Source organism: Salininema proteolyticum, from assembly GCF_042685645.1.
In the GTDB taxonomy this organism is placed as follows: Bacteria; Actinomycetota; Actinomycetes; order Mycobacteriales; family Micromonosporaceae; genus Salininema; species Salininema proteolyticum.
The window spans coordinates 2,196,274-2,221,653 of record NZ_JBHUNX010000001.1; the positions used below are offsets into that span (position 1 = coordinate 2,196,274).

At 70.9% G+C, this 25,380-nt stretch carries 19 protein-coding genes and 5 tRNA genes; 13 read left to right on the plus strand and 11 right to left on the minus strand.

Annotated elements, in window-relative coordinates; all coding sequences use genetic code 11:
* Window positions 1-60 precede the first annotated feature (60 nt).
* From ACFTE1_RS10210 to ACFTE1_RS10240, 7 genes are all read right to left on the minus strand, one after another.
* A tRNA-Val gene (locus ACFTE1_RS10210) sits at window positions 61-132 on the minus strand.
* Window positions 133-192: 60 nt separating this feature from the next.
* Window positions 193-268 (minus strand) — tRNA-Gly (locus ACFTE1_RS10215).
* A gap of 129 nt (window positions 269-397) precedes the next feature.
* A complete protein-coding gene (locus ACFTE1_RS10220) occupies window positions 398-904 on the minus strand; it encodes a DUF6069 family protein (protein ID WP_380622194.1) in 507 nt (168 codons plus the stop codon).
* A 171-nt stretch (window positions 905-1,075) separates the two neighbouring features.
* Window positions 1,076-1,327, minus strand: coding sequence for a type B 50S ribosomal protein L31 (locus ACFTE1_RS10225; protein ID WP_380622192.1), 252 nt, complete (start codon window positions 1,325-1,327; stop codon window positions 1,076-1,078).
* A 267-nt stretch (window positions 1,328-1,594) separates the two neighbouring features.
* Window positions 1,595-1,668 (minus strand) — tRNA-Cys (locus ACFTE1_RS10230).
* An 11-nt stretch (window positions 1,669-1,679) separates the two neighbouring features.
* Window positions 1,680-1,754, minus strand: a tRNA-Val gene (locus tag ACFTE1_RS10235).
* 48 nt (window positions 1,755-1,802) lie between these two features.
* Window positions 1,803-1,875, minus strand: a tRNA-Gly gene (locus ACFTE1_RS10240).
* Window positions 1,876-2,020: 145 nt separating this feature from the next.
* On the opposite strand from ACFTE1_RS10240, the gene ACFTE1_RS10245 reads away from it, so the two are divergent.
* From ACFTE1_RS10245 to ACFTE1_RS10270, 6 genes are all read left to right on the plus strand, one after another.
* Window positions 2,021-4,381 carry a Tex family protein gene (locus tag ACFTE1_RS10245; protein WP_380622189.1) on the plus strand — a complete coding sequence of 787 codons (2,361 nt, stop codon included), beginning with the start codon at window positions 2,021-2,023 and terminating at the stop codon, window positions 4,379-4,381.
* Between the two features lie 8 nt (window positions 4,382-4,389).
* The gene (locus ACFTE1_RS10250) at window positions 4,390-5,526 is read left to right on the plus strand and encodes a sensor histidine kinase (protein ID WP_380622186.1); all 1,137 of its coding nucleotides are present in this window, start codon (window positions 4,390-4,392) and stop codon (window positions 5,524-5,526) included.
* Window positions 5,508-6,200: a response regulator gene (locus ACFTE1_RS10255; RefSeq protein WP_380622184.1), complete on the plus strand. Its 693-nt coding sequence runs from the start codon at window positions 5,508-5,510 to the stop codon at window positions 6,198-6,200. Before ACFTE1_RS10250 ends, ACFTE1_RS10255 begins: the two co-directional genes overlap by 19 nt.
* A gap of 142 nt (window positions 6,201-6,342) precedes the next feature.
* Window positions 6,343-8,481 (plus strand): MMPL family transporter, encoded by a 2,139-nt coding sequence (locus tag ACFTE1_RS10260; RefSeq protein ID WP_380622182.1) that lies wholly within the window; start codon window positions 6,343-6,345, stop codon window positions 8,479-8,481.
* 136 nt (window positions 8,482-8,617) lie between these two features.
* Entirely contained in the window at window positions 8,618-9,511 is an 894-nt protein-coding gene (sigJ, locus tag ACFTE1_RS10265; RefSeq protein WP_380622180.1) for an RNA polymerase sigma factor SigJ, read from the plus strand.
* A 46-nt stretch (window positions 9,512-9,557) separates the two neighbouring features.
* On the plus strand, window positions 9,558-10,043 hold the full coding sequence (locus tag ACFTE1_RS10270) for a carboxymuconolactone decarboxylase family protein (RefSeq protein WP_380622178.1): 486 nt from the start codon (window positions 9,558-9,560) through the stop codon (window positions 10,041-10,043).
* 115 nt (window positions 10,044-10,158) lie between these two features.
* On the opposite strand, the gene ACFTE1_RS10275 is transcribed toward ACFTE1_RS10270, so the two are convergent.
* Window positions 10,159-10,734, minus strand: coding sequence for a TetR/AcrR family transcriptional regulator (locus ACFTE1_RS10275; RefSeq protein ID WP_380622176.1), 576 nt, complete (start codon window positions 10,732-10,734; stop codon window positions 10,159-10,161).
* Between the two features lie 132 nt (window positions 10,735-10,866).
* On the opposite strand from ACFTE1_RS10275, the gene ACFTE1_RS10280 reads away from it, so the two are divergent.
* Entirely contained in the window at window positions 10,867-11,892 is a 1,026-nt protein-coding gene (locus ACFTE1_RS10280; protein ID WP_380622174.1) for an NADP-dependent oxidoreductase, read from the plus strand.
* A gap of 46 nt (window positions 11,893-11,938) precedes the next feature.
* Here ACFTE1_RS10280 and ACFTE1_RS10285 read toward each other — a convergent pair whose 3' ends face one another.
* Window positions 11,939-12,475, minus strand: a complete 537-nt coding sequence (locus ACFTE1_RS10285) for a COG4315 family predicted lipoprotein (protein ID WP_380622172.1) — start codon at window positions 12,473-12,475, stop codon at window positions 11,939-11,941.
* A 379-nt stretch (window positions 12,476-12,854) separates the two neighbouring features.
* On the opposite strand from ACFTE1_RS10285, the gene ACFTE1_RS10290 reads away from it, so the two are divergent.
* The 4 genes from ACFTE1_RS10290 to ACFTE1_RS10305 all read left to right on the plus strand — a co-directional run bounded on the left by ACFTE1_RS10290 (window position 12,855) and on the right by ACFTE1_RS10305 (window position 16,238).
* Window positions 12,855-13,805 carry a helix-turn-helix transcriptional regulator gene (locus ACFTE1_RS10290; protein ID WP_380622170.1) on the plus strand — a complete coding sequence of 317 codons (951 nt, stop codon included), beginning with the start codon at window positions 12,855-12,857 and terminating at the stop codon, window positions 13,803-13,805.
* 69 nt (window positions 13,806-13,874) lie between these two features.
* On the plus strand, window positions 13,875-14,645 hold the full coding sequence (locus ACFTE1_RS10295; RefSeq protein WP_380622167.1) for an SDR family NAD(P)-dependent oxidoreductase: 771 nt from the start codon (window positions 13,875-13,877) through the stop codon (window positions 14,643-14,645).
* Window positions 14,646-14,827: 182 nt separating this feature from the next.
* The gene (locus ACFTE1_RS10300; protein ID WP_380622165.1) at window positions 14,828-15,037 is read left to right on the plus strand and encodes a hypothetical protein; all 210 of its coding nucleotides are present in this window, start codon (window positions 14,828-14,830) and stop codon (window positions 15,035-15,037) included.
* Between the two features lie 247 nt (window positions 15,038-15,284).
* Window positions 15,285-16,238: a LuxR C-terminal-related transcriptional regulator gene (locus tag ACFTE1_RS10305; RefSeq protein WP_380622163.1), complete on the plus strand. Its 954-nt coding sequence runs from the start codon at window positions 15,285-15,287 to the stop codon at window positions 16,236-16,238.
* Window positions 16,239-16,651: 413 nt separating this feature from the next.
* Here ACFTE1_RS10305 and ACFTE1_RS10310 read toward each other — a convergent pair whose 3' ends face one another.
* Entirely contained in the window at window positions 16,652-21,757 is a 5,106-nt protein-coding gene (locus tag ACFTE1_RS10310; protein ID WP_380622161.1) for a S8 family serine peptidase, read from the minus strand.
* Between the two features lie 324 nt (window positions 21,758-22,081).
* Between ACFTE1_RS10310 and ACFTE1_RS10315 the strand changes: the two genes are divergently transcribed.
* A complete protein-coding gene (locus ACFTE1_RS10315; protein ID WP_380622158.1) occupies window positions 22,082-22,951 on the plus strand; it encodes a hypothetical protein in 870 nt (289 codons plus the stop codon).
* 186 nt (window positions 22,952-23,137) lie between these two features.
* On the opposite strand, the gene ACFTE1_RS10320 is transcribed toward ACFTE1_RS10315, so the two are convergent.
* The gene (locus tag ACFTE1_RS10320; RefSeq protein ID WP_380622155.1) at window positions 23,138-24,112 is read right to left on the minus strand and encodes a helix-turn-helix transcriptional regulator; all 975 of its coding nucleotides are present in this window, start codon (window positions 24,110-24,112) and stop codon (window positions 23,138-23,140) included.
* A gap of 63 nt (window positions 24,113-24,175) precedes the next feature.
* On the opposite strand from ACFTE1_RS10320, the gene ACFTE1_RS10325 reads away from it, so the two are divergent.
* Window positions 24,176-25,246, plus strand: coding sequence for an epoxide hydrolase family protein (locus ACFTE1_RS10325; RefSeq protein ID WP_380622153.1), 1,071 nt, complete (start codon window positions 24,176-24,178; stop codon window positions 25,244-25,246).
* Window positions 25,247-25,380 lie beyond the last annotated feature (134 nt).

The following is a 25,380-nucleotide window of genomic DNA, read 5'->3' on the forward strand; positions in this document are numbered from 1 at the left end:
CGCACGGGGAAATCGGACGAAAAGAAAACCGGCCCTCGCAAAAGGACCGGTTTCCATCGGTGGACGATACTGGGATCGAACCAGTGACCTCTACCGTGTCAAGGTAGCGCTCTCCCCCTGAGCTAATCGTCCGGGGACGAATCCCAAGGGCGTACCCTCCGGAATCGCTGCGAACCCCCTGGCGGGGATCCTTGGAGCGGACGACCGGGCTCGAACCGGCGACCTACACCTTGGCAAGGTGTCGCGCTACCAACTGCGCTACGTCCGCGTACTCGGTTCTGCCCTTTTCGGATCGCCCCGAGCAACGAGAACAATATTAGGGGACCGTTCTCCGGGCGTTCGCAGGCACCCCGGGGACTATGATCCGGCCCTCATTCGGACCGTTTCGGCCCACTCGTCACCCGTTGCCTTGAAAGGCCCTCGCCGCGGAGGATCCCACGGAGTTGAGGATGGAGAGGATGCTCAGCCCGATGACGAGGTTGAGGAGGCTGGTAGCGATCTTCGGCGGGTAGCCCGCGTAGACGGTCCACGGCACGATCGCGGCGGCGAGCGTGGCCAGGACGACGATCCAGTTGAAGAAGCTGCGCGGGTCGGGCACCGAGATCAGCAGCAGGTGCAGCAGGGCGGTCGCGGCGAGGGCCGCGGCGGCGGAGACGACCACGTAGGTGGTGGTCGTGGCGGTGCCGTAGGCGCCGGCCTCGGCCGGAGCGAGGATGTCGACGGAGAGGACCCCGCGGATGAGGAGGATCCCCACGAGCGCGACCAGGGCCGCGACGACGGCAGCGGCCGCTCCCCCGGCCCACAGGCGTCCGGCGTTGACGCTCTTGGAGCCGCCGTCGCCGGAATAGCGACCGACCTCGTAGTGGTCCTCGGGCTGCTGGAATCGGCGCGTCGGGTCGGTCATCGCTCTGCTCCTCGGCTGCGGTCGGGTGTGCCTGCACCGGATTTTTCCAGAATCGGGCGGGTGCGGGCGCCGAACGCGCAAATGTCCGTTTCGCACACCCGTTCTGAGAAGTGGCCCGGAGAGCTTCGGGGCCGGAACGCGGAAACGCCCCGGCCCCCGACGGGCGGTCGCCTACTTCGGCTCCCTCCCGTACTTCCGCATGAACTTGGCCACGCGGCTCTGCTCCTCGTAGGTCCTGCTCTTGCCCGTCCAGAACGGGTGCGAGGCCGACGAGATCTGCACGTCGACCACCGGATAGGACGCGCCGTCCTCCCAGACGACGGTCTTCTCGGAGGTCATGGTGGACCTGGTCAGGAACTGGAAGTCCGCGCTCGCGTCGCGGAAGACCACGTAGTCGTACTGCGGGTGGATGCCCTCTCGCATGTCTCCCCCTTCGGGTGGTTCGCCGTTGTCCGGAACAGTTTGAAAACGATTTCCATTATCCATTCTATTCCCGGGGCGCCGCCGCCGGGGAGGAGGCGGGTGACGACCGGAGCGCGGCGGGGAGCGGAATCCGGGAAGGAGAAAGGGGGGGGCGAGGAAAGGGTGAACGGGAAAAGAGCGAGCGAAGAAATGCGAGGAGGACGGCGGGGCCGGATGAGGGCAAGAAAAAAGCGCGCCGAAGCGCGCTTTCCTTCTTCACCGAAGAATTGGAGGTGGAGACGGGATTCGAACCCGTGTAGACGGCTTTGCAGGCCGCTGCCTATCCTCTCGGCCACTCCACCGTGTAGGCCGGTGGTGGGCGATACTGGGATCGAACCAGTGACCCCTACCGTGTCGAGGTAGTGCTCTACCGCTGAGCTAATCGCCCCAGATCCGGAGGTCAATCCCGGACCGGAGGAACTCCGAGGAGTTCCAGAGCGGATGACCGGGCTCGAACCGGCGACCTACACCTTGGCAAGGTGTCGCGCTACCAACTGCGCTACATCCGCATTCACCCTCCCGGACCCGGTCTGTGACCGTCTCCGTTCGCGGCGACAGGAAAAACCTTACCCTGCCCCGATCCGGGCGTCCACACCGGGGTCGGGTTTCGGGTTCGGGTGGGTCACAGTCGGCCCCCTCTGGCAGAATCTTCACGTGACCGAATCAAACCACGGATCTGTAGACCGCCGCATCGCCGAAGAGCTGTCAGTCGGTGCGCACCAGGTGAAGGCGGCCGTGTCCCTCCTCGACGAGGGTTCGACCGTCCCCTTCATCGCCCGCTACCGCAAGGAGGCCACCGGCGGCCTCAGCGACGAACAGCTGAGGACCCTGGCCGAACGCCTCGAGTACCTGAGAGAACTCGACGGGCGCCGCGAAGCGGTGCTCGAGTCGATCCGCGAGCAGGGCAAGCTGACCGACGAACTCGCCGCCCAGATCAACGCCGCCGACACCAAGGCGCGCCTGGAGGACCTCTACGCCCCCTACAAGAAGAAGCGCCGCACCAAGGCTCAGATCGCGCGCGAGGCCGGTCTGGAGCCGCTGGCCGACGCCCTCCTGGAGGACCCGACCCGGGACCCGCAGACCGCCGCGGCCGAGTTCCTCAACCCCGAGGCCGAGATCAACGACACCGCCGCCGCACTGAACGGGGCCAGGTCGATCCTCACCGAGCGCTTCAGCGAGGACGCCGACCTCGTCGGCGAACTGCGCGAGATGATGTGGTCGCGCGGAAAACTCGCGTCCACTGTGCGCGAGGGAGCCGACCAGAAGGGCGCCAAGTACTCCGACTACTTCGAGTTCGCCGAGGAGTTCGCGACCCTCCCCTCGCACCGCGTGCTGGCCCTCATGCGCGGCGAGAAGGAAGAGGTCCTCTCCATCGAGCTCGTCCCCGACTCCGAGGACGCGGAGGCCTCGGTCTTCCTCGGCGCCATCGCCAAGCGCTTCGACATCCGCGACCAGGGCCGGGCCGCCGACAAGTGGCTCGCCGGCTGCGTCTCCTGGGCCTGGCGCACGCGCCTGCTCGTCAAGCTGGGCGTGGACATGCGGATGCGCCTGTGGCAGAAGGCCGAGGACGAGGCCGTGACCGTGTTCGGCTCCAATCTCAAGGACCTCCTCCTGGCCGCTCCGGCCGGGCAGAAGGCCGTCATGGGGCTCGACCCGGCCTACCGCACCGGCGTCAAGGTCGCCGTCGTCTCCCCCACCGGCGCCGTCCTCGACACCACCGCCGTCTACCCGCACCAGCCGCAGAACCGCTGGGACCAGGCCCTGGCCGCCCTCGCCGCCATGGCCGACCAGCACGAGGTCGAACTCATCGCCATCGGCAACGGCACCGCCTCCCGCGAGACCGACCGCCTCGCCGGAGAACTGGTCAAGGCCCTCGCCGCGAAGCGGACCGTCGCCAAACTCGTCGTCAGCGAGGCCGGGGCGTCGGTCTACTCCGCCTCCGCCTACGCCACCAAAGAGCTTCCGGACCTCGACGTGTCGCTGCGCGGCGCCGTCTCCATCGCCCGGCGCCTCCAGGACCCCCTGGCCGAACTGGTCAAGATCGAGCCCAAGCACATCGGCGTGGGCCAGTACCAGCACGACATCACCGAGTCGAAACTGTCGCGCTCGCTGGAGGGCGTCGTCGAGGACGCGGTGAACGGCGTGGGCGTTGAGGTCAACACGGCCTCGGCCCCCCTGCTGGCGCAGGTCTCCGGGCTCAGCTCCACGGTGGCGGCCAACGTCGTTTCGTGGCGCGACGAGAACGGCCCCCTCAACGACCGCCGCCAGCTGCTGGAGGTGCCCCGCCTGGGGCCCAAGGCCTACGAGCAGGCCGCCGGATTCCTCCGCGTCCGGGGCGGCGCCAACCCGCTGGACGCCTCGGCCGTGCACCCGGAGGCCTACCCGGTCGTCGAGGCGATAGCGGAGGCCACCGGGAAGTCCGTCGCCGACCTGATCGGCGACACCGCGACCCTCAAGTCGCTGCGGCCGCGGGACTTCGCGACCGACGCCTTCGGCGTCCCGACCGTCGCCGACATCCTCGCCGAGCTCGACAAGCCCGGCCGCGACCCGCGTCCGGAGTTCAAGGCCGCCGCCTTCAAGGAGGGCGTCGAGACCGTCGCCGACGTCAAGCCCGGCATGGTCCTCGAGGGCCAGGTGACCAATGTGGCCGCCTTCGGTGCCTTCGTCGACATCGGCGTCCACCAGGACGGGCTGGTGCACATCTCGCAGCTGGCCGACCGCTACGTCTCCGACCCGCGCGAGGTCGTCAAGTCCGGCGACATCGTGAAGGTCAAGGTCACCGGCGTCGACCTGGACAGGCAGCGGATCTCGCTGTCCATGCGCTCCGACGCCGACGCCGCGCCCTCCGGCGGGGCCGGGGGCAAGGCCGGCGGGCAGGGCCGCGGCAAGGGCCAAGGCGGCAAAGGCCAGGGCGGCAAGGGCGGACAGCCCAAGGGACGCCAGCGCGACGGACGCCGCGGCGAGGAGCCCAAGGGCGCCATGGCCGACGCGCTGCGCCGCGCGGGACTGGCCTAGGAAGCGCCATGGAGCGGGACACCGCCGCGGCCCGGACGCCCGAGGACGGCATGGGGAACTTCCTCATCGCCACCGGGCTCACCGTCCTCATCGTGGTCTGGACCCTGATCGCCGTCCAGTACCCCGGCCCGGGCGAACCGGGAGGCATCAACGAACCGGTCAGCTGGATCCTCCTGGCGGTGTCCTGCCTCGCCCTCTACTTCCGCAGCGCCTTCCCCGTCACCGTGGGGATCGTGACGGCGGCGGCCTCCCTGGGCTACTATCCGCTCTCCGGAGTGGACGGACCGGTCCTCCTCGCCTTCGTCGCCGCGATATACACCGTCGCCGCCTCCGGGCGCACCCTCGCGGCGGCGCTCATCTGCAGCGTCCCCCTGGCGCTCATGGTCACCGGCGAGGTGGTCACCGGCTGGGCGCACGTCGCGCCCTCGACGCTGATGCTCTTCGTCGGATGGATGGCCGCGGTGGTCTTCTTCGGCGCCTGGGTGCACAAGAACCGCCAGTACCGCGCGGAGGCCGACGCCCGCATGACCGCCGTCCGCGACAGGGCCGTCGACGAGGAGCGCATCCGCATCGCCCGGGAGCTGCACGACGCCGTCGGCCACCACCTCTCGGTGATCCGCGTGCAGGCCGTCGCCGCACGGCGCAAGCAGAGAAAGGACCCCGGCTTCGACTCCTCGGAGACGCTCGACGTCATCGCCGACACGGGGCAGACGGCGCTGAAAGAGCTGCGCTCCATCGTGGGCGTGCTCCGCTCGTCCGGCGGACCGGCCGCCGGCGGCGGCCTGGCGGACCTGCCGGGCCTCCTCACCGCCGCCGAGGGCGCCGGGCTCACCGTCGGCTTCGAGAAGGGCGACCTCCCGCCGCTGGAACCGGAGTTGGAGGCCGATGTCCACCGCGTGGTGCAGGAGGCGGTGACCAACGTCGTCCGCCACGCCCACGCCAGCCTCCTCTCGGTGGACCTGGCCTTCAAGGACGGCGACCTGAGCGTCACCGTCCTCGACGACGGGGTCGGCGGAGTGGGGCAGGAAGGCAACGGGCTCAAGGGCATGCGCGAACGCGCCGCCAAGCGGGGCGGTAGAGTGTCCATCAGGAACCGAGAGGGCGGGGGAACCGTGGTGGAGGCGACGTGGCCGGTGAAGAAGTGACCGTCAGGATAGTGATCGCCGACGACCAGCGGCTGGTGCGGGCGGGGTTCTCCTCGATCCTCGACGACGAGGACGACCTGGCCGTCGTGGGACAGGCCGGCGACGGCGCCGACGCGCTGCGGAAGGTGCGGGAACTGGAACCCGACATCGTCCTCATGGACGTGCGGATGCCCGGCATGGACGGGCTGGAGGCCACCGAGGCGATCAAGGGCGACTCCGTCCTCTCCCGATCGCGAGTCATCATCCTCACCACGTTCACCGAGGACGAGTACATCTACCGCGCCCTGCGCGCCGGGGCGAGCGGTTTCCTCCTCAAGGACATCGACCCCGACGACCTCGTCGAGGCCGTCCGAGTCGTCGCCGCCGGGGACGCGCTCATCTCCCCCTCCGTGACCCGCAAGGTCATCGCCGAGTTCGCCGCCCAGGTGCGCCAGCCCAAGCCGAGTCCGGAACTGGGGTCCCTGACAGAGCGCGAGAACGAGGTGCTGCGGCTCGTGGCCGCCGGCCTCTCCAATGACGAGATCGGCCGGAGCCTGTACATCTCCCCCGCCACGGCCAAGACGCACGTCTCGCGGATCATGCAAAAGCTCGGCGCCCGCGACCGCGCCCAGCTGGTGGTGACGGCCTACGAGTCGGGGATGGTGCTGCCCGGCTGGGCCAACGGCGAGGGCTGAGACAGCGTTCCCCGCCCCCTCCGGGGCACTCGCGTACTCCCGTGGGAGTACTCCGGCGTCACAGGCTACTCCGCCGGTCCCGGCGCAAGTGTCGGCCCTCGGCCGATGCGCCCGACCCTCCCCGGCCAGGACAGTTGTGGGCATGAAGAATTCAGCTCCCGCAAAGCGCCCGGGCTCGGTCATGGTCCGCCTCTCGGCCTGGACCCGCCGCCGCCCCTGGCTCGCGCTGGCCCTGTGGGCGGTCCTCCTGGTCGGCCTGCTGGGCTCCATGGCCGCGGTGGGGTCGGCCTTCGAGGACGACCACTCCCTGCCCGGATCGGAGTCCCAGGAACTGGCCGACCGCCTCGCCGAGGTCGACCCCTCCCTCAACGAGCCGTCGATCGACGTCGCCCTCAAGGCCCCCGACGGGATCGAGTCCCAGTCCGCGGCGGTGGACGACCTGGTGTCCGACTTGGAGGCCGCCGACGGCGTCACCGGGGTCGACTCCCCCCTGGACAACCCCTACCAGATCTCCGAGGACGGCCGGATCGCCTTCGCGACGGTCTCCTTCGACGGCGGCGACGACGAGGCGAAGGCCGTGCTCGACATCGTCGAGGAGCACCGCGCCGACTCGCTCGAGACCGCCGCCGGCGGCTCGGTCGTCAGCGAGGTGCAGGAGAACGACGCCGGAGGCGCGGCCGAGGGCGTGGGCATGCTCGCCGCTCTGGTGATCCTCGTGTTCATGTTCGGCTCCTTCCTGGCCGCGTCCCTGCCGCTGATCACCGCCGTGTTCGCCGTGGGCGGGGCGTTCGGCGTCGTGGCCCTGCTGTCCAACCTCGTCACCCTGCCCACCTACCAGTCGGCGGTCATGTTCCTCGTCGGGCTCGGCGTGGGCATCGACTACGCGCTGCTGATCTTCGCCCGGTTCCGCTCCGAGATCCGTTCCGGCGCCTCGCGCGCCGAGGCCGAGGACAGGGCGATCGACACCGCCGGCCGCTCGGTCCTCTTCGCCGGGTCGGTCGTCGTGGTGGCCCTGCTCGGCCTGTACGCGACCGGGCTCTCCTCTCTGCAGGCGATGGCGCTCGGCGTCGCGGTGACGGTGCTGTTCACCATGGCCGCCGCCGTGACCCTGCTGCCTTCGCTGATCGCCCTGTTCGGACGGCGCCTAGAGAAGACGATCCTGAAACGCGCCGCCAAGCGCGGAGGCGAGGAGAGGTCCCGCTGGTGGGGCTGGTCGCGGTTCGTCGAACGCCACGCGGTGGTGTCGGTGGTCCTCGTCGGGGCGATCCTGGCGGCCATGGCCTACCCGGTGCTCTCCATGCGCCTGGGCTTCGCCGACGCGGGCTCGGACTCCCCGAACCTGCCCACCCGCCAGACCCACGACCTCATGGTCGAGGGCTTCGGCGAGGGGTCCCTGAGCCCCCTGCTGGTCTCCACCGACGGGACCGAGGCCGACGCGGCGGAGACCGCCGAGGCGCTGTCCGGGACGCCCGGGGTGGAAGAGGTGACGCCCGCCTTCCCGGTCGAGGAGGGCCTGTGGATGTCGACGGTCTTCCCCGAGGAGGGCCCCAACTCGCAGTCGACGATCGACCTGGTGCACCTCCTTCGCGAGGACGTCCTGCCGGACCAGCCGGGCGAGCACCTGCTGGGCGGCCAGACGGCGGCGGCGCTCGACTTCAGCGAGGCCATCGCCGACTCCATGGGCCTGTTCCTGCTGTTCGTCGTGGGCCTGTCGTTCCTGATCCTGCTGGTGGTCTTCCGCTCGATCCTGATCCCGTTCAAGGCCGCCGTGCTCAACGTCCTCATGATCGGCGCCTCCCTCGGCGTGGTCACGCTCGTGTTCCAGGAGGGGCTGTTCGGGATCGAGCCGGGCCCGGTCGAGGCGTTCGTGCCGATCATGCTGTTCGCCATCATCTTCGGCCTGTCGATGGACTACGAGGTCTTCCTCGTCTCCCGCATGAGGGAGGAGTGGGCGCGCACCGGCGACGCGGCGCACGCCGTCCGCAAGGGGCTGGCGTCCACCGGTTCGGTCGTCACGGCCGCCGCCGCGATCATGATCGCGGTGTTCGCCTCCTTCATCCTCTCCGACGTGCGGATGATGCAGCAGTTCGGCATCGGGATGGCCGTGGCGATCTTCTTGGACGCCTTCGTGATCCGCTCGTTCGCCATGCCGGCCCTCATGCGGCTCATGGGACGCGCCGCCTGGTGGCTGCCCAAGGGGCTCGACCGCGTGCTGCCGCACGTGACCGTCGAGAGGGAGCCCGAGGCCGAACCGGAGCGACAGCCGGTCGGCGTCCGGTAGACCGGCCGAGTACTTTCCGCACAACACCCCGGGGCGGGGCGCGAACGGCACATTCGCGCCCCGCCCCCGTTTGGTGACAGCGGACACTTTTCGGCCCCGAGTGTCACGTTTCGCGGCGCTGTCCCGTCCTCCTTGTGTGAACGAACAGAAGCATGACGCGAAAGCCGAACTGGCCGAGACGTACCAGAGCCTGAGGCCCCGCCTCGTCGGAGTCGCCTACGGCCTGCTCGGCACCGTCACCGAGGCCGAGGACGCCGTCCAGGAGGCCTGGATCCGCCTGCAGAACAGCGACGCCGAGCGGATCGAGGACGTGACGGCCTGGCTGGTCACCACGACCTCGCGCCTCGCCCTCGACATGCTCCGATCCGTCCGCCGCAAGCGCGAGTCCTACGTGGGTCCCTGGCTCCCCGAGCCGGTGGAGACCGCCCCCGACCCGGCCGACTCCCTGAGCCTCGCCGACTCGCTCTCCTGGGCGATGCTGGTGGTCCTCGAGACCCTCAGCCCCGCCGAGCGGGCGGCGTTCGTCCTCCACGACGTCTTCTCCCTGTCGTTCCCCGAGGTCGGCAAGGCGCTCGGCCGGTCCACCGAGTCCTGCCGCAAACTGGCCGCGCGGGCCCGGGCCCACGTGCGGGAGCGCCGGACGCGCTTCGACGTCGACCCCGGCGAGCACCGCCGGATCACCGAGGCCTTCGCGCGGGCCGCCGGGGAGGGCGACCTCGACGCGCTCATGGACCTGCTCGCCCCCGACGCCGTGCTCACCACCGACGGCGGCGGCGTGGTCCGGGCCGCCCTCAATCCGATCGAGGGCGCCGCGAACATCGCCCGCTTCCTCGCCGGCGTCGCCGCGAAGTACCCCGGGGGCGAGAACCGCCTCACCCTGATCAACGGCGAACCCGCCCTGGCCGTCGTCCAAGGGGGCGAGAACAACACGGTCTTCCACCTCGGCATCGCCGACGGCCGGATCGCCACCGTCGACGCGGTGCGCAACCCCTCGAAGTTCCACGGCCTGCGCCCCAGACCGGAGAAGTGAACACCCGACACCCGAACACAGCGAACACACAACGAAAGGCAGAACGATGCAACCTGAAGCTCGTATGGACTTCTACGCCACCTCCACCGGCAAGGCCGCCGTCGGCGCGCTGGTGAACGTCGCCGGGACCATCGCCAAGGCCTCCGGATTCGACGAGGGGCTCGCCTTCCTCGCCATGATCCGCGCCAGCCAGATCAACGGTTGCTCGGTGTGCGTGGACATGCACGTCAAGGACGCCGCCCTCGCCGGCGAGACGCCGGTTCGGCTCGCCATGATCGCCGCCTGGAAGGAGGCGAACTGCTTCACCGACGCCGAGCGGGCCGTCCTCGCCGTCACCGAGGAGGCCACCCGCCTGGCCGACGCCTACGAGGGCGTCAGCGACGAGACCTGGGCCGAGGCGCGCGCGCACTTCTCCGACGAGGAGCTGGCCGCGATCATCTCCCAGATCGCCCTCATCAACGCCTTCAACCGCATCAACGCGGTGGTCCACAACCCCGGCGGCGACTACGTCGCCGGATCGCTCAAGCACTGATCCGAACACCCAGGGGGAACGAGGGGTCCGGGGCGCCGCCCCGGACCCCTCTCCGCCGTTCGGGGCCGTCGGGCCGGGCCTGTCGGGCCGGGACCAGCGGGCCGGAGGCCCCGGCTCAATCGAGCATGGCGATCGCGGCGTCGACCATCCGCAGCGCCTCGTCGACGTCGATGCGGGTCATGACGAGCGCGGCGATATTGAGCGCCGTGGCGACCTCGGCCGTCCTGGCCCGCTCGGCGGCGCTCCTGCCCGGGAGGCGGGCGTCCACGCCGGAGGCGATCGCGGCGTGGAGCTCGGCGCGGTACTCGGCGACCTTCTCCCGGAGGGCGGGGTCATGGGACACGGGCGCGCAGGCGGCGTTGACGAGCAGGCATCCGTTGCCGGCCCGGTCGGCGTGGGCCTCTTGCACGGCCGCTCGCAGGCCCTCGAAGTAGTCGCGGACGGCCTCCGGGTCGGGCTCGTCCCCTGCCATGGGCCGCAGGCGGGGGCGGATGACCTCGTCGAGATAGTTCTCCACGGCGGCGTCGAAGAGGCCGCGCTTGCTGCCGAAGGCGTGGTAGATGCTCGACCGGCTCAGTCCGGTGGCCTCTTGCAGCTCGGGAAGCGAGGCGGCCTCGAAGCCGCGCTCCCAGAAAAGGGCACGGGCGGCGCGGACGGCCTCGTCCGTGTCGAATTGCTGGCTCCGGCCCATGTGGCGCTCTCCTCACTCCTGCGGATTTGCGGACTGACCGATCCAGAATTATTGTGGACCGGTCAGTTCACTACAATAGCCGCAGCGGCGCGCCTCGGCCACTCCGAGCGTCCGCCGCCCAGGGAGGATCCCATGTCCACCGCTCTCAGCACCCAGATCCAGCTGGTCGCCCGGCCGCACGGCTGGCCCGAGCCCTCCGACTTCCGCACCGTGTCCGTCGAGTACGGCGACCTCGAACCCGGACAGGTGCGAGTCGAGAACGAGTTCCTGTCGGTCGACCCGTACATGCGCGGGCGCATGCGCGACGAGAAGAGCTACGTCCCGCCCTTCGTCCTGGGCGAGACGATGACGGGCGGGGCCATCGGCCGCGTCGTCGAGTCCGCCTCGGATGATCTTCCGGAGGGCACCGTCGTCCTGCACCAGTACGGGTGGAGGGACGTCGTCCAGGAGGACGCCTCCGGGTTCAAGGCCGTTCCCGAGGTCCCGGGCCTTCCGCTGTCGCTGTACCTGGGCATGCTCGGCATGACCGGGCTGACCGCCTACGCCGGCCTGACCCGGATCGCCCGGCTCGAGGAGGGCGACACGGTGTTCGTCTCCGGCGCCGCCGGGGCCGTCGGCACCGCCGTGGGGCAGATCGCGAAGCTCCTGGGCGCCGGCCGCGTCATCGGCTCGGCCGGCTCCGACGAGAAGGTCGAGCTGCTGACCTCGAAGTACGGTTACGACGCGGCCTTCAACTACAAGAACGGGCCGGTGCGCGAGCAGCTGGCCGCCGCCGCTCCCGACGGCATCGACGTGTACTTCGACAACGTCGGAGGGGACCACCTGGAGGCCGCCCTCGACGCGTTCAACGACGGCGGCCGGGCGGCCCTCTGCGGGGCGATCTCGGTCTACAACTCCACCGGCACCGAACCCGGACCGGACAACATGGTCCAGCTCATCAAGAAGAGCCTGACTCTGGAGGGCTTCACGGTCGGTTCGCACCTCAACCTGGCGGGAGAGTTCCAGGAGCTCATGACCGGATGGTTCTCCGAGGGGAAGGTCGCCTACGACGAGACGGTCGTCGACGGGCTGGAGAACACCCTCGACGCCTTCCTCGACATGATGCGCGGAGCGAACATCGGCAAGATGATCGTCCGGACTTCCACGCCCGGGGCATGAGCGGGCGTGGGGGCGGGCAGAGCCCGCCCCCACGCGTCGCCGTCGTCTACATCTTCTCTTCGACCGCGTCGCCGTCGGCGTTGAGGACGTACCAGACGTCGTTGACCCCCTGGCCGTTCACGTCGCCGGGCTCCTCGTCGCCCTGCCAGTAGTAAAGCGGGTGGCCGTTGTAGGTGACCTGCTCGGAACCGTCGGTCCGCTCGGTGTCGCCGACGAGTTCCCCGTCCAGGTCGCCCCCGGCCTCGGCGTCCTCGTCGGACAGCAGCGGCGGCCAGTTCTCGGCGCACTGGTCGTAGCAGGTGGACTCCTCACCCGTGTCCTGGGTGAAGAGGTACAGGGTCATGCCCTCCCCGTCGGTGAGGATGGGGCCGTAGTCGGAGTCGGCGACCTCCAGGCTCGCCGCGCCCGCGGTGGAGTCCGGGGCGGTCTCGTCGGGGCTGTCCGTCTCCTTCGGAGTGGAGGGCGCGCCGTAGCCGCTGCCGGAGTCGCTGTCGCCGTCGCCGCCGCAGGCGGAGGCGACCAGGGCGATGGAGGCCGCGGCCAGCGCGGCCAGGATGGAACGTCGGATCCTTGTGTAGTCCATACCGGACATTATTCGGCCCCGGAGGACGGCGCGCAGGACGACACGCCAAGTGACACACGATCGGTTCGCCGCGCGTCCGGACGCGCGGAGGCGGGGGACGGTGGCGAGTCCCAGGGCCGCTCGACGCGCCGCACGTCCGGACACATGCCCCGGATCCTCCCGTCAAGATCAGGGGGGACGCACCGTCGCGCCGCACGTCCGGACGCCTGCCAGACTCCGCTTTCGCCGCCTCCGGGACGCGCCATGATATCCAGAAATTTCACAGTGTTGGAGTCGACTTCCGTTTCCCCTGAGCAGCAGTCTAGTATGGGATGACTTCTCACCTCCCCCACCCGCCCCTCGACTCCCCCTCGCCGTCCGCCCTGTCGAGAGGTCACCCATGTCGCACAGTCCTGCACTGCCGCCCGCCGCCGAGCAGCTCTACGGGACACTCGTCCACCTCCCCGCGCCCGTCGACGCCGACGAGGCCTGCCAGACGGCGGAGATGGACCCCGAGGAGTTCGCGGCCGCCGTCGCCCACCTCGCATCGGTCGAGCTGATCGAGGTCCGCGACGGGCGGCTCCACCCGCGCAGCCCCAAGTCCGCGCTGTACAACCTGATCGCCAGCCAGCAGGACAGCCTCACCGCCATGATGGAGACCCTGCCGGCGCTCTCCAAGCACTACCGGCACGGGATCGAGGCGATGGAGACCGCCCCGATGGTCGAGAAGGTCACCGGACGCGAAGACAGCGTGCGCGAGCTCAACCGGCTCGTCGAGGGCGCGGCCGACATCGTCCAGGTCTTCGAGAGGCCGCCGTTCGGCAAGTCCGGCCCCTTCGACGGCTCCGGTCCGTCCCCGCTCAGCCGGGGCGCGGCCGTCCAGGTCGTCTACGAGTCCTCCGTGCTCTCCCTGCCCGACCGCGTGGCCGGGATGGAGGCCAGGGCCGGACTCGGCGAAGAGTCGCGGATCCGCGACCGCCTGCCCTTCCACCTGTTCCTGGTCGACTCCGACGAGGCGGCCATCCCCCTGGGGCGGCCGGGCCGGTCCTTCGACTCGGTCCTCCTGGTCCACTCCAGCGTTCTCACCGAGGCGCTCTCCGACCTCTTCGCCGCACTGTGGGAGCTGTCGGTGCCGGCCTTCTCCGCGGACCGCTCGGCCGTCGAGCTGAGCGTCGAGGAGAGGGAGCTGCTGCGCTTCCTGGCCGCCGGGATCAAGGACGAGGCGATCGCCCGCCGCCTGCACGTCAGCCCGAGGACCGTGTCGCGCCGGGTGAACGCGCTGTTGGAGCGCATGGGCGGCACGAACCGCTTCCAGGCGGGGCTGCTGGCCGCCAAACGCGGTTGGATCTGAGCCCCACCGGGTTACCCGCGGGTTCGGGCGGTCTACCGTGCCGATCCCCTTGTGGGATAGCCTCATGGCATGTCTGAAAAGAAACGTCCCGTCGCCCTGGTCACCGGGGCGACGGCCGGAATAGGCGCGGCCTTCGCCCGCCGCCTGGCCGACGAGGGCCACGACCTCGTCCTCTCGGCGAGGAACGGCGAGCGCCTGCGCGAGATGGCCGAGGAGCTTCCCGCCGAGACCGAGGTGCTGGTCGCGGACCTAGCCACCGAAGAGGGCGTCCAGGCGCTCGAGGAGCGCTGCCGCGAGGGCGTCGACCTGCTGGTCAACAATGCCGGATTCGGCCACAGCGAACCGTTTCTGACCGTCTCGGCCGAGCGGGAGGCGGTCATGGCCCGGCTGCACATGGAGGCCGTCCTGCGCGGGACGCTGGCGGCGCTGCCGGGGATGGTCGAGCGCGGTCGCGGCGGCGTGGTGAACGTGGCCTCGGTGGCGGCGTTCTTCCCCGGCAGCACTTACGCGGCGTCCAAGGCGTGGGTGGTGAGTTTCAGCCAGGCCACCGCCGCCGAGGTCGCCGCTCGGGGAGTGTCCGTGACGGCGCTGTGTCCGGGGTTCACGCGCACCGAGTTCCACCAGCGCGCCGAGATGAACATGTCCAAGCTGCCGAAATCGATGTGGCTCAACGCCGAGGACGTGGTCGCCAAGGGCCTGTCGGATATGCGACGGGGCAAGGCCGTGAGCGTTCCCGGCTGGCGGTACAAGACGCTCATGGCCGTGGGGAGGCGTCTCCCGCTGAGCCTGAGCGGACGCGCTCTGGCCTCGATCAGCAGGCGCCGGCTCCGCAAGAAGTGAGGGGCGGGTCCGTTGTAATTACACGCCCGGCGGCCGCTGCGTCGCCGTTTCGGCCGCCGCCGGGGAGCGGGGGCCGTTTTGCCGAGACGCCGGACCGGGGTCCCCTTCCGCGCCTACCATTCCCCGCATGGGCCACCACCGGCCCGATGAGACCGGCCCGATGAGGAAAGGAACGGTACGAGATGAGACTAGGGAGACGCCAGTGGACCGCCATCGCGGGAGGCGCGCTGGCGGCCACTGCGGCCATCGGCGGGGGCATCTACGCCAAGCGCCGCCGCGACAGGGCCCGGTCGGAGATCGAGGAGTTGACGGCTCCCGCCGCCCGGGAGGAGATCGAGTCCCTGGAGCGCAGCGTGGACGAGACGTGGGAGCACAATCCGATCGGCGTGTGACGACCGTCCCGGTGGCCCGGCCACCGGGATACGGACGGCGCCGTGCGGCGGTCGCACCCCGAGGGGGCGGGCCCTGCGGGGCGCCCCTCAGCGGACCGGCCTCGCGGAGCCCCACGTCGACGCCGGTATAGCCGCTACGCCGACCGGTCGCCGGGCGTTGACGGCCCGTTCCCGATTAGGATGGTGGTTCCGGCCGGCCTCACCGCCGAGCGGCCGCCCGCACGCCCAGTCCAGCCCGAGGTCCGCCATGCCCCCGCCTTCTTCCGCTCTTCCGCCCTCCGCTCAGGAGCTCTACAGCCTCCTGGTCCACTTCCCCTCTCCGGCCACCTACGACGAGGCCTCCGCGGCTGGCGCCCTCTCCCGGGAGGAGTTCGCCGAGGCCGTGGCCCGGCTCGAGGCCCTCTCCCTGATCGAGGTCCGCGACGGGCGCCTCCTGCCCCGGAGTCCGGAGACGGCGCTCCTGTCGCTCCTCACCGGCCAGCAGGAGGACCTATCCTCCATGATGGAGTCGCTTCCCGCCCTGGGGAAGCACTTCCGCCACGGCGCCGAGGCGGAGGACTCCTCCCCCGTCGTCGCGAAGCTGACCGGTAGGGCGGAGATGGTCCGCGGCCTCAACCGGCTCATCGGCGGCGCCCGCCGCACGATCCGCGTCTTCGAGAAGCCGCCCTTCGGCGAGTCGAATCCGGTGGAGGACTCCGAGGAGTCGACGCTCTCGCGAGGGGTGGGGACGCGGGTGGTCTACGAGTCCTCGGTGCTGTCGCACCCCGACCACATGGCCAATCTGGAGGCGATGGCCGAGCTCGGCGAGGAGTCGAAGGTGCGCGACCGCCTGCCGTTCAAGATGCTGCTGGTCGACGGATCAGAGGCGATGATCCCGCTCGGCGGGCCCGGGCAGGTCGCGACGTCGGCCCTCCATCTGCGTCCCAGCGTGCTCACCGACGCGCTGGACGAGCTGTTCGCCGCGACCTGGGAGCTGTCGGTCCCCGCGTTCGCGGCCGACGAGTCCTCCCTGGACCTGGACTCCGACGAGCGGGAGCTGCTGCGCCTGTTGGCCACCGGGATCAAGGACGAGGCCATCGCCCGCCGCCTGGGAGTCAGCACGCGGACGGTCAGCCGCAAGGTCAACGCCCTCCTCGAGAGGATGGGCAGCACGAACCGGTTCCAGGCCGGGGTCACGGCGGCCAAGCGCGGTTGGATCTGAGGACGGCCCGCGGCCGGGAACAGCGGCTCGCCTCGTCGTGAACGGTCGGTTTCCGGCATCCGGCCGGGGAGGGCCGGCGGCCGGAAACCGACCGGGGGACGGCCCTCGAGCGGAGGGCCTGCCGCGCATCGCAGGCGGGCGCGGCGTCGGACGGGGCCGTGCTCTCCGACCGGGCGGATGAGGGACATCGGGGTGCACCCGGCGCGGACCCTGAGGGGCGTCCGCGCTCGCTGCCGTCGCACGGCCCGTCCGCTAGGAATACTACGTGGATCGGCGTTCTTGATCTAGGCCTTGACCTGGCGTTTTCACGACATTGGCGTCTTCCGGACACGAGACCGGGGCGGGGCGGCGGACCGAGCGGTCCGCCGTCCCGCCCCGGGTCGGTGCGAGGGGTCGGGGTGGCTAAGTCGGCGTCACCAGGTCCACACCTCCAGTCCCCTCCGGCCGTTGTCCGAGCTCCAGTAGCCGGATCCCTGCATGTTCTGGACCAGGTCGTAGGTGGACTGGTCGAAGGCGCCGAACACCACGCCCGCTCCGGGGACCGCGGCGACCGATCCGATGGAGAGCTCGCTGCTGTACGAGAGGCTCTCCCCCGTCTCCGTGTCCGTGACGGTGATGCGGCCCGATCCGGCCACGACGGTTCTGCCGTCGGGCTCTTCCGTCTCCACCGCGGCCCAGGGCTGGACCGTGAAGGAGGAGTCGGCCGGCGCGCCGGTGCCGTCGTAGACGGTCAGTCCGTAGAACCGCTGTTGGAGAAGCCCTTCGGACGTAGCGGTGAATCCGATGTGGGTGACCTCGCCGCCGTTCTCGTGGTCCAGGACGATCTCCCCGGTGCGGGCGTCGCGGATCTCGATGACCGTGTTGCCGCGGCCGGTGGAGGTGTTGACCGGGCTCTGCCAGGCGACGGCCACGGCGTGGCCGTCGGCGTAGGGAATGGCGGGGTCGGCCAGGACGCTGTTCCACAGCATCGCCCTTCCGACCTTCGCGTCGTCCGGCGTGTCGGTCCAGACCTCGCGGCCGCCGTGGTCGAGCGCGACCATGGCCGGTGCGGCCGTTCCGTTCTCGTCGGCGCCGTAGGTGGCGAAGACGCCGTCCCGGTCGGCGCTGACGGTCGAGAAGACGACCTCGTCGCCGCCGTAAGACCACAGCCGCTCTCCGCTTCCGGTGAGAGCGGTCAGGCGCGAGGCGCCCGTGAGGACGTCTTCGGCGCCGTCTCCGTCCAGGTCGTACAGTTCCACATTCCACACCAGGCCGTCGAGGGCCGTCTGGGAGACGACCTCTCCGGTCGCCGTGTCCATCACGACGATGTGCTCTCCGGTGGCCGCCACGGCCTCTTCGCGGCCGTCGCCGGTCACGTCGCCGAGCTTCAGGTCGTGGACCATGCCCGGGAGGGTCGTGTTCCACAGGACCGTCGGCGTGTCGTCGATGTCCGTGCCGTCGAAGGCGAACAGGCCGTGGGCCCTGCCCCCGGCGATGACGTCGGCCGTGCCGTCGCCGTCGACCTCGGTGGCGGCCAGGTGCGACAGGTCGCCGAGGTTGGCGCGCTTGTCGACGAGGCCTCCGTCCTTGAGGCGGTAGGTGTAGGCGGTGTGGTCGGCGGCGACGGTCGTGACCGTGCCGTCCTCGGTCGTGGAGTAGGCCGGGGAGGCGGCCGGGCCGGTCTTCCTCCACAGTTCGCGGCCCTTCTTGGCGTCGAAAACGCCGATGCCGCCGCTGTAGCCGGCCTCCCGGAAGCCCGGACGCCCCCGTCCGTCGTCGCTGGCCCAGTTGAGCACCACGCGGCTGCCCTCCACCGCGGTGCCGACGATGAGCGGACCGTCGCCGCGCTCGCCCAGGCTCCGTTTGACGGTCATCGAGGGGACCGGTTGGTCGCCGTCGCCGTCGACGACGCGTTCCTGGGCGGCCGCGACGGCCCCGTTGAAGTCGAACAGGACCTCGGCGACGAGGTACTCGGCGTCCTTTCCCTTCCTCACGTCGGCGACGCGCAGATCGGAGGCGTAGGCGTTGTGGCGCCTCGTGATCTCCGTCCTCTCACCGTCGGCGAGCGCATAAGAGGCCACGGAGTAGGAGAGCCCCGGGCCGAACGGGGTCTGTTCGGTCGCGATGACGCCGCCCCGTCCCTCGTCCACGTCGAGCTCGCGGATGCCGTTTTCCGGCTCCGTCTCCCAGACGGTCTCACCGGTGGCGGCGTCGAGGACGAGGAGGCGGGCGGTGCCCTCCTGGAGGGCGTCGGCGTCCGCCGCGGCGACCCGGCCGTCGGGCAGGGCCTTCAGGTCGGCCCAGACGCCGTACTCGCCTTGGCCCTCCACGGTCCAGGCGCGGTCGAATCCGGTTCCGTCGAAGGCGTAGCCGTAGAGCTTCGACCGGTAGGCGCCCGCCGCGTAGCGGCTGCGGACCGGGTTGTCGGCCACGACGAGCGTGTCGCCGACGACTTCGAGGGTCTCGGCCTTCGGGGCGAAGTCGCTCCACAGGAGCTCTCCGGTGGCGCCGTCGAGCAGGGTCACCATGGTGCCGGCGTACAGGCCGTCCCAGCCGGGGACGGAGACGTTGAAGCTCGGCGTCTCTCCGATGTAGGCGATGTAGACGAGGTCTTCGACGCCGTCTCCGGTGAAGTCGTGGACGACGGCGTTCGCCTCGGCGTCGCCGGCGGTGGGGCCGACGGACGCGAGTCCCTGCGGGATGAGGTAGGCGGGGTCGCCGGTGTCCCACGGGCGTGCCGGGGTGACGCCCCAGGCTTCGTATATGCCCTCGGTCCCGTTGCGCCAGACGCGTTCGCCGTTCTCGTCGAGGCGGGCGACGGTTCCGTACTGGTTGAGCTGGTACTGTCCTCCGGCTTCGGGGAGGTCGAGGCGGCGGGCGAGACCGTTGTCGGAGTCCATGCGCGCCGTCGCGGAGGGCTCCGAGGGCTCTTCGGCCGGTTCCTCCTCCGCGGGCGTCTCCCCCGTCTCGGCGCCGTGGGCCTCTTCGAGGGTCTGGAGAGTCCTCTCGGCGGTCTCGGCGTCGAACCGCGGCGCGGCGAAGTCGGTCGTCGCGGCGGCCTCGGCCGGGCCGTCGTAGTGGACGGCGAGGCCGTCGAAGAGGTCGGCGGAGTGCTCCGAGTAGGCGGTGGCGACGGTGCCCGAGGGCGCCTCGATGCCGACCACGGCGTTGTCACCGTGGGCGTTCCGGCCGTCGAGGTCGCGGTACTGGACGGTGAAGCCGCCCTCCTCCGCGAAGACGACCTGGAAGCTCACGCTCGCTTCGCCGTCCGCGGTCTCCAGGCCCCCGAAGGTGACGGTGAAGGTCCGCTCTCCCGCGGCGCCGGAGGTTCCGGTGGACACCTCGGTGTGCTTTCCGACGGCCATGTCGTCCCAGAAGGGGGCGATGAAGCCGTTGGGGCCGGTGGCGGTGCCGAGTCCCTGGTTCTCGAAATCGCCGACGCGCGGGCCGGAGAAGTTGAGGATCCCGTTGGTGTTGAGGTGGATCCGGTCGAACTCGCCGCCGTAGAAGGAGACGGGGAACGGCAGGTCCACGGTGGCGGCGTCCTCGTCGCCCATGAGCGCGACGTCGTCGCCGGTGCGCTGCCAGTCGTAGCCGGTGTCGCGGCAGGACCAGCCGAGGGCGTCGGTCCGCCAGGGCAGTTCGACGGCGGTCTCGCCGTCGGCGGTGTCGACCGTCCGGGCGGCCTTGCCCATGCAGCGGGCCGGGTCTCCGGGGCTCGCCTCCAGGTCGTAGGTTCCGGCGGCCACTTCGTCGAAGGCGAAGCGTCCCCCGGCGTCGGCGGTCGCCGGTTCCAGGGGCGTGTTCTTGAGTCTGACCTCGGCCCCCGCGCGGGGACGTCCGTAGGCGTCGGTGACGGTGCCGGAGAGGGAGGCCTCCTCTGCGGCGGCGAGGACGAGCTCGACCGCGGCCTCCTCGTCGGCGGCCACCTCGACCGTCGTCGTCGCGCGCTCGTAGCCGTAGGCGTAGGCCTCTATCTCGTAGGTGCCGGCGGAGAGCCGCAGGTCGGCGCTCCCCTGGTCGTCGGTGGCCACGGTGCGGTCGTTCTCTCCGGTGACGGCGAGGTTCGCGTCGGCAATCGGCTCGCCGGTGGCCCCGTCGGTGACGGTGGCGGAGAGCGATCCGGTCTCCCCGTGGGGCGCGGCGCTGACGGCCTCGTAAACGTCGAGGACTCCCTCGCCGTAGACGTGGTTGCGTTCGGCGTCGCCGCCGCAGCTGGTGTCGTCGACGTTCACGGCGGTCTCGCCGAGGATCGCCGCCGTCGCGTCCCTGTCGCGGTAGAGGTCCGGGGCGGCCGACCAGAGTAGGGCGGCGGCTCCGGCCGCGTGCGGCGCGGCCATGGAGGTTCCCGTGTTCGCCGCGTACCCGCCGCCGGGCACGGCGGAGACGACGTCGATGCCGGGGGCGGCGATGTCGGGCTTGCCCTCGGTCATGGACGGTCCGCGTCCGGAGAAGCCTCCGATGACGCCGTTCTCGTCGATGGCGCCGACGGTGTAGGTACCGGCGTTGTCGCCGGGCGAGTCCACCGTGGAGCACTGCCCGTTGGCGGCGTTGCCGGCGGCGAAGGGCACGAAGATCCCGGCCGCCTCCCAGGCGCCGAGGATCTCGGGGAACCACTCGACGCCGCGGCCGCCGCCCCAGGAGTTGTTGACGACATCGGGTGCCAAGTCCGGCCGCGGGTTCTCTCCGGCGGCGTCGGTCGGGGCGATGAGCCACTGGGCGGAGGCGACGAGGCTGGACTCCGAGCACGTGTCGCTCTCGCAGCCCTTGGCCGCCATCCAGGTCGCTCCCGGCGCCACGCCGATGCCGTCGGACCCGGCGATGGTGCCCATGACGTGGGTGCCGTGTCCGCTGGTGTCGCACGGGGAGCCGGCGCAGCCGCCGGCCGGGTCGAACCAGTTGTACTCGTGGTCGAAGGTTCCGTCGCCGTTGGCGCCCCGGTAGTTCCCGATCAGCGACGGGTGGGTGTAGTCGACGCCGGAGTCTATGTTGGCGACGACTACACCCTCGCCGGTGGCGCCGAACTCGTCCCAGGCCCGGTCGGCGCCTATGTGCTCGACGCCCCAGGCGTTGCCCTCGGGGGCGTCGGCCGCACTGGTGGAGACCGGTTCGTCCAGGGTCATGGCGCCTTCGGGGCGCAGTCGTTCGACGCGGCCGAAACCGGCCAGGTCCTCGGCGGTGTCCTCGTCGGCGGTCACCTTGAGGCTGTTGGTGACCCAGTAGGACTCGTAGTCGGTTCCCTCGGACTCGAGGAGGTCGGCCAAGGGCCGCTGGGCGGCGTCGGCGTTGGCCTTCAGCGCCTCGTAGGCCCCCTCTCCGTCCGAGGACCGGGGCAGGTCGAGGTCGCCGTCGAGGTCGACCATGAAGGTGGCCGTGCCCTCGCTCGCGAACTGCGCCCTGAGCTCGGGGTCGATCTTGGTGTGCGGGCTGGCGTCGGTCCGGTCGGCCGCTCCGGCCGCCAGGAGCGACAGCGCCAGTGCCGTCGCCGCCAGGGCCGCCGCGGGTTTCGCCGGCGGGCGTCTTCTCATATCGTCTGTCACGGGCTCCGTCTTCCGTTCCGGACGGCGCCGCAGGGTGCTGGGGTGCCGCCGTCCGTATCGTCCGGTCTTGTCCCCGAGAATGCTATGGCGGGCCGATACCCGTCGTCCATGCCTGGAGCTGGCGTCTTGTGGGCATTGGCGAGTTCCGGACAGGCGAAGCCCCACGGCGGCGCTCCCCGCGATATGTGATAATCCATCGCTCCCGGTCCTTGCCCGTTCCCTGTCGGGGAGGCGCGCGATACAGTGAGTGGGCGGCTTCACGACGGCGTTCCGCCGGGTGTCCCGCTCCCCTACACACCCGCACACCCCGGCGAGCAGAAGACCATGATCCGACTCCCGCGACTGTTGACGATCCCCGCCGCCCTGGCCGCCGCCATGGCCATCGCGGCCTGCCACCCCCCGCACGGCGGCGCCCCCGAGCCCGTGCCCCATACCCTGCGCATCCTTCGCGGCGCCCCCGCCGGAATCCTCTCGTCCAACGACGAGTCGCTGTCCCGCTGGGCCTCCGTCCGGGCCCGCGAGTACATCGGCTCCGACCACCGGGACCTCTACCCGGCCCCGGGCGAAGACCACTGCGGAGAGACCGTCGTCCGCGCCGTCGCCGACGGGGACCTGGGCACCGAACCCGTGGCCGACCTGGTGCGGTGGCTGAACGGCAAGGACGCGCCGATCGCCGTGTCGCTCCTGATCAGCGAGCACAGCGAGGGCTCCACCGGCCGCCAGCGGACCGTCCTCGAGGACCTGCGTGTCGTGTGCCGCCCCCAAGAACCCGGACCGGAGGTCTCCGAGGACTGGACGGAGGGCGAGGACCTGGCCGACCACCAGCGTGACGACGAGGAGGCCGCCGGCCGAGACGGCGGAGCGGGGAAGACCGACCGCCCCGACCCGGAGTCGGAGGGCTCGGAGGGCCGCCCCGAACCCGGCGGACCCGGCCGGGCCCCCGGCAAACCGGAGGACCCCGGCGGCGGCGACCGCCCCGGCCAGGACGGAGCCGGACAGGATCGCCCCGGCCGCGGAGACCCGGGCCGGGACGAGCCGGGACACGGCTCGCCCGAAAGGCCCGGCGAGGACGGTCCCGGCGCGAAGGACCGCCCCGACGACCCGCCGGGTGCGGGACGTCCGGACCCCGGGGAGCACGGCGACGACGGGTCGGAGGGCCGCGAACCGTCCAAGCCCGGCAAGGGAAAACGGTAAGCCGCCCGCCATGCGGGCGGGCTTTCGGCCCCGCGCACCGGTTCCCGTTCCGAGCACGCCCTGCAGCGGGGAAGGCGAGCACTACGCCTCTGTCAGCAGGCCGAGCACCGCGAGGCCCCGCTCTGTCAGGGCCGACGCCCCCTCGGCCTCCCGGCCTTGCTGAAGTTCGCTGATTCTGAGAACGCTCTACCCGGTGCTCTCCCCGTCGCCCCGTATCGCACCGAGGCACCGCTCCCCGAAACCCCGCAGCACCCCGTCCAGTTCCGGCGGTCCCTCGACGACCCTGAAATCGGCGTTCACCGAAGTGACCATCCACGCCAGGTCCCACGGAGTCTCCGCGCCCACGCGCAACAGGCAGGCACCCTCGCCCGCCGGTTCCAGAACGCCCATGCCCGGCCAGATCCGGTCGACGACGGCGCTCGCCGGCTCCTCGAGACGGACCACGGCACGGTAGGCCCAAGCCTGAGAAGAGAGACGGTCGTCGACATAGGCGCCCACGTCGTCGAACGGCGGCGTCCTCTCGGCGAACCCCGGTCCGACGGGGGTCTTCGGCTCCATCCGGTCGACCCGGAACAGGCGCCAGTCGCCCGCAGCGGTGTCCCACGCGACGAGGTACCAGCGCTTGCCCCAGCTGACCAGCTTGTGCGGTTCGACGTCCCGCCGCGTCCGTTCGCCGCCATGGGCGGCGTAGTCGAAGCGGAGCCTCTCGCGCCGCCGGCACGCGTCCGCGACGAGCGTGAGCGTCCCGGCCGCCACCTGCGGACCGGGCTCCTCCCCCGCACGCACCGTCGCCGTCTGCAACGCGGACACGCTCTGCCGGAGGCGCGCGGGAAGTACCTGCTCCAGCTTCGCCAGAGCCCGCAGCGCCGCCTCCCCCACGCCGACGACCGACGCGGCGGCCGTGCGGAGGCTGATCACCGCGGCCACCGCCTCTTCGTCGTCCAGCAAGAGCGGCGGCATCGCCTTCCCCGCCGCCAGCCGGTACCCGGCGGTCCCCCGCTCCGCGTCCACCGGGTAGCCCAGATCCCTGAGCCTCTCGATGTCTCGCCGCACCGTTCGCGGGCTGACGCCCAGGCGCTCGGCCAGCTCCCCGCCCGACCACTCGCGCCGCGTCTGCAACAGGGACAGGAGCCGCAGCATTCTCGCCGATGTGTCCGCCATGCCTCCCAGGCTAGTCCGAACTTAGGACGAATACCGGCCTAACAGGGCTATACCGTGGCCTCCATGACGAACAAAACCGCTGCACCGCAGCCCTTCCGCATCGACATTCCGCAGTCGCTACTCGACGATCTGCGGGCCCGCCTGTCCACCGCCCGCTGGCCCGCCGAACTGCCCGGAGTCGGGTGGAGCCGTGGCGTCCCAGTCTCCTACCTCAAAGGGCTGGCCGAGTACTGGGGGCGCGATTTCGACTGGCGGGCCCAGGAGGCCGAAGTCATAGGGTCGCTGACCGACCCGGTCTCCCATGGAGGCGAGGGTTCCGACGCCTTCCACCTCGTCATCCCCTCACTGCCCGGATTCGGGTTCTCCACCCCGCTCCACGGCCCCGGCATGAACGCCGCGCGCATGGCGGAGGTCCTGGCCGGGCTCATGGCGCGGATCGGTTACGAGAGGTACGGCTTCCACGGCTACGACACGGGCAGCTGGGTCGGCCCCGAGATCGGGCGGGCGGACTCCGAGCGCGTGACCGCGGTCCACCTCAACGGCATGATCACCTTCCCGGTCGGGGCCGACAGAGAGCTCGACGACCTGAGCGAGGCCGACCGGCGGCGATGGGACGCCATGCAGAACTACAACGACGCCTACCTCCAGTGCAACGGCAAACGGCCCCAGACCGTCGCCTACGGGCTCACCGACTCCCCGATCGGGCAGCTCGCCTGGATCGTGGAGAAGTTCAAGGAGCTGACCGAGCCCGAGGACGGCCTGCCCGAGGCCAGTGTGGACCGCGACAGGATGCTGACGACGGTGGCGCTCTACTGGTTCACCGGAACCGCGGGCTCGGCCGCGCAGACCTACTACGAACAGATGTCCGCACTGGACTGGGGCGACGGCGGTTCCGGAGACGGCGCCGGTGAGGGCGCGGAGGCCTGGGACTCGGCCGCGCCGCCGTCCGCCCGGAAGTCTGCGTCGACCGGCGTCCCCCTGTCCCGGGGTGACGTCACCGTCCGCCCGTGGGCCGAGCGCGACCACGACATCGTGCGCTGGACCGAACTCGACCACGGCGGGCACTTCCTCTCCCTGGAGCGGTCCGACTCCCTGGTGGCGGACTTGCGCGCCTTCTTCCGCGAGCACGGGTGACCACCGATTCCGGGAACGCCCGGGCGTTCCCGGAATCGCGAACGTCCGGGCGGACCCCGCTCACCGGTGGTCGTTCTCCGTCAACGGGATGACCCACGCCCGGCGCTCGGAGATCAGTCCGTCCCGCATGACGA